This is a genomic window from Actinomadura sp. (genome assembly GCF_044508335.1).
Taxonomy (GTDB): Bacteria; Actinomycetota; Actinomycetes; order Streptosporangiales; family Streptosporangiaceae; genus Spirillospora.
On record NZ_JBIQHY010000100.1, the window covers coordinates 18799 to 22115 of the forward strand.

General features: G+C 72.4%; 5 protein-coding genes. 1 reads left to right on the top strand and 4 read right to left on the bottom strand.

Features of this window, described 5'->3' with window-relative positions; all coding sequences use genetic code 11:
* Nucleotide 1: 1 nt before the first annotated feature.
* Together ACIWVC_RS26570 and ACIWVC_RS26575 are read right to left on the bottom strand one after the other, a co-directional pair.
* On the bottom strand, nucleotides 2–595 hold the full coding sequence (locus tag ACIWVC_RS26570; protein ID WP_396454726.1) for a TetR/AcrR family transcriptional regulator: 594 nt from the start codon (nucleotides 593–595) through the stop codon (nucleotides 2–4).
* Entirely contained in the window at nucleotides 585–1364 is a 780-nt protein-coding gene (locus tag ACIWVC_RS26575) for an SDR family NAD(P)-dependent oxidoreductase (RefSeq protein ID WP_396454727.1), read from the bottom strand. The genes ACIWVC_RS26570 and ACIWVC_RS26575 overlap by 11 nt, the downstream gene beginning before the upstream one ends.
* A 201-nt stretch (nucleotides 1365–1565) precedes the next feature.
* On the opposite strand from ACIWVC_RS26575, the gene ACIWVC_RS26580 reads away from it, so the two are divergent.
* Complete coding sequence (locus ACIWVC_RS26580; RefSeq protein WP_396454728.1) at nucleotides 1566–2138, top strand: hypothetical protein; 573 nt, start codon at nucleotides 1566–1568, stop codon at nucleotides 2136–2138.
* Here the strand turns inward: ACIWVC_RS26580 and ACIWVC_RS26585 are convergent.
* Together ACIWVC_RS26585 and ACIWVC_RS26590 are read right to left on the bottom strand one after the other, a co-directional pair.
* Complete coding sequence (locus tag ACIWVC_RS26585) at nucleotides 2095–2463, bottom strand: DUF1330 domain-containing protein (RefSeq protein WP_396451415.1); 369 nt, start codon at nucleotides 2461–2463, stop codon at nucleotides 2095–2097. The genes ACIWVC_RS26580 and ACIWVC_RS26585 overlap by 44 nt on opposite strands.
* Before the next feature lie 61 nt (nucleotides 2464–2524).
* A partial coding sequence (locus ACIWVC_RS26590; RefSeq protein WP_396454729.1) for a hypothetical protein occupies nucleotides 2525–3317 on the bottom strand: 793 nt, incomplete at its 5' end.

Sequence of the window (3317 nt, forward strand, 5' to 3'; positions counted from 1 at the left end):
GTCACGGCTGGAGGGAGCGCCATATCCGGGACGGCAGGACGGCGGCGGCCTCGTCCAGATCCACGGACGCAGGATCGGACAGCCACCGCCGCGCCGTCTCGGCGACCGGCCCGATGAGGAGCATCTCCATCATCGCCGGAGACAGCCGGGCCACCCGGCCGGCCGTGACGTGCGGCGCCATCCAGGCGGTGAGCCGGGCGACGCGCGGCGCCTTCGCCTCGGCGATGACGCCCGCGTGCCCGGGCAGGAACGCCGCGTAGGCCGAGGCGTGGATGAACCGGGCGGCGTCGCCGCGCTCCCGCGTGAACCGCAGGTAGGCGCGCGTCACCGCCTCGACGCCCGCGCGCGGTTCCGCGACGCCCTCCAGCGAGGCCAGCAGGGCGTCGAGCAGCTCGGCCATGCAGCGCGCGTACAGGGCGGCGGCGAGGCCGTCGAACGATCCGAAATGGTGGTACAGGCTGCCGCTGCTCATCCCGGTGGCCGCGATGACGGCCTTCATCGTGAACCCCTCGTGCCCGCGTTCGGCGTGCACCCGGAGCGCCTCGGCCAGGATCCGCGCGACGGTCTCGCCGGTGCCCTGGCGCCTAGGGGACATCGAGCAGCTTCTCGGCGTCGGCCCACAGCCTGGACGCCAGCGGCGCGTCGAGGGCCTTGGGCTTCAACGGCGTCTCCTTCTTCACGTGGAAGTACCGTCCCGTCCCGTCGGCGGTGATCAGATCCGCGACGGGCGGCCCGCTCTTCCCGGCGGGCTTCAGCGTCCATTTGAGGGTCTTCAGCAGGAACCCGAAGACACCGCTCCGGGCGCCGAGATCCGTCCGCAGCACGCCCGGATGGACGGCGTCGATCGTCACCCCGGACTCCCTCCACCGCTCGGCGAACAGCGGGACCATCAGCAGGTTCGCCAGCTTGGTGTTCGCGTACGTGTGGACGGCGTGGAAGTCGTCCCCCGTGGGCGTCCGCTCCGGATCGACCCTGCCGGTGACATAGAGGCCGGCGCTGACCTGCACGACGCGCCGCAACCGCCCTTCCAGCATCCGGTTCAGCAGGAACGGCGCCAGATGGTTGGTGAAGTAAGCCTGCTCGAACCCGTCCTCGTTGAGCACCCGGCGGCTGGGCCAGACGCCCGCGTTGTGGACGAGCACGTCGACCTCGGGCAGGGTGTCCCTCAGCTTCCGCACCGCCGCGATGGACGACAGGTCGCCCACGACGAGCTCCGCGCCGATCTCCCGCGCGGCGGCCGCCCCCGCGTCCGGCCGCCGCGCCACTATCACCACCCGGTGTCCGCGCCGGACGGCCTCGGCCGCCACCGCGCGTCCCACACCCCGGTTCCCGCCGGTGACCGCGACCCGCAACGCCTCGCCCATGCCGCGCAGCCTACCGATTTATAGAGAGCTTCTCTAGAGAGCTTCTCTAGAGACTGTCTCTAATTACGCCGCCCGTGGTACCGGCCGCTCCCCCGCTGCGCCGCCCGTCGTACAAGCGATGCCGCCGCGCACCCGACGACACGCCCCGCACCGGACCGGCATCGTCACGTCCTGACGACGACGCCCGAAAGGACATGAGACATGGCGACGCAGGAGACCGACCGCGCCACGCACCGCCGCCACCCGGACGCCCGCATCCCGCTCAGCAGGAGACTGCGGAAGACGACGCTGATCGCGCACATCGTGTCCGCCGGCGCGTGGATCGGCATCGACGTCATGGTGGCCGTCCTGGTGCTGACCGGGCGCTTCGGCACGACCGACCACGTGCGCGGGCTGGCCTACGAGGCGCTGGCGACCTTCGTGGTGTGGCCGATGCTGACGTCCGGGCTCATCTGCCTCGTCACCGGGCTGGTCCTGGGGCTCGGCACACGCTGGGGGCTGCTCCGCTACTGGTGGGTGGCGGTCAAGCTCGTCCTCAACCTGATCCTGTGCACCCTCATCCTGGTGGCACTCCAGCCGGGCATGGACGAGGTCGGCGAATACGGCCGGACGCTGACCTCCGGCGCACCCGAACCGGCGTTCATCTCCGACCTGCTCTACCCGCCCGCGGTGTCCCTGACGGCCCTGACCTTCGCGACCGTCCTCGCCGTCGCCAAGCCCTGGGGCCGCCTCAGGCGCCGAGCTGGACGGTCGCCTGCAGCACGGCGTCCGTGAGAGCCTCGGTGCGGAAGTGCGCGACGGCCTGGAAGTCGGGGTCGGCGACCATCTGGGCGAACACCTCGCGGGACGGGTACCGGACGAGGAGCACGGCGTCCCACGCCTGCCCGTCCTCGGCGACCAGCGCCGTCGACCCCTTGCCGTAGTAGAGGACCTCGGCGCCGTACCGGGGGAGGATGGCATCGCCGACCACCTCCGAGTAGCGGGCGTAGCTCTTCTCCCCGCCCTCCCGGAAGCGCAGCAGGTTGAGCATGACCACCGGGCCGCCGGGGTCCTCCGCGAGGAACTGCTTCAGCCCCGCACCGGTCGGATCCACCGCCATCAGGCACCTCCGTAGACGTAGAAGCCAATTCTAGAATGAAATTCATCGGAGTGCGCCACCGCTATCCGGGAAGTTCGGCCAGAACCGCCGCCAGTTCACGACGCTGCTCCTCGTCGCCGCGGACCTGCCTCCCGTAGGCGCCGACGCCGGGTACGGCGTCGTCACCGTCGACGAGCTCCCGCAGTCCGGGCAGCAGCGGAGCGGCGTCCGCGCCCAGTTCCCGGAGCGCCTCGACGACCTGCGGCCCGGCTCCCATGGACGCGAGCCACCGGCGGACGGCGTCCACGAGCGGCGCGGCCTCGCCCGTGATCCGGCGGATCGCGAGTGCGGCGGGCAGGTAGCCGAACCGGCCGCCGAGCATCTGCCGCAGGCGCGGAACGAAGCTCGCCGCGTCCGGGCCGAGCAGACCCGCGAGTTCGACGGTGCCCATCAGGGTCCTGCCGCCGTCGTGCACCTCGGTGATGGCCCGCAACGGCGCTTCGGTCTCCCCCGCGCGCAGCAGCAGGCGTGCCGCGTCGAGCCGGCGCCGGACGTCGGAGGCGCCGTCCCCGCCGGCCGCGGTGGCAACATCGCGGAGCGCGGGGAGGGGGCCGTCCAAAGGCAGCCCATGCTTCAGCGCCGCCTCCGCCGCCAGGACGGCCTCGCCCTCGGCGGCGGCTTCGGCGATGCGGGCGGTCAGCTGGGCGGTGTCACCGGTGATCGCGGCGAGGGTCTGCGCGCAGCCGAGACGCCGCCGCCAGGACGCGTCCGGGTCGTCGCGGACCAGGGTCAGTCCGGGCACCGCCGCCGATGCCGCGGGTCCGATCGCGGCCAGAGCGCGGGTCGCCCACCAACCGTCGTACGGGACCCCATCG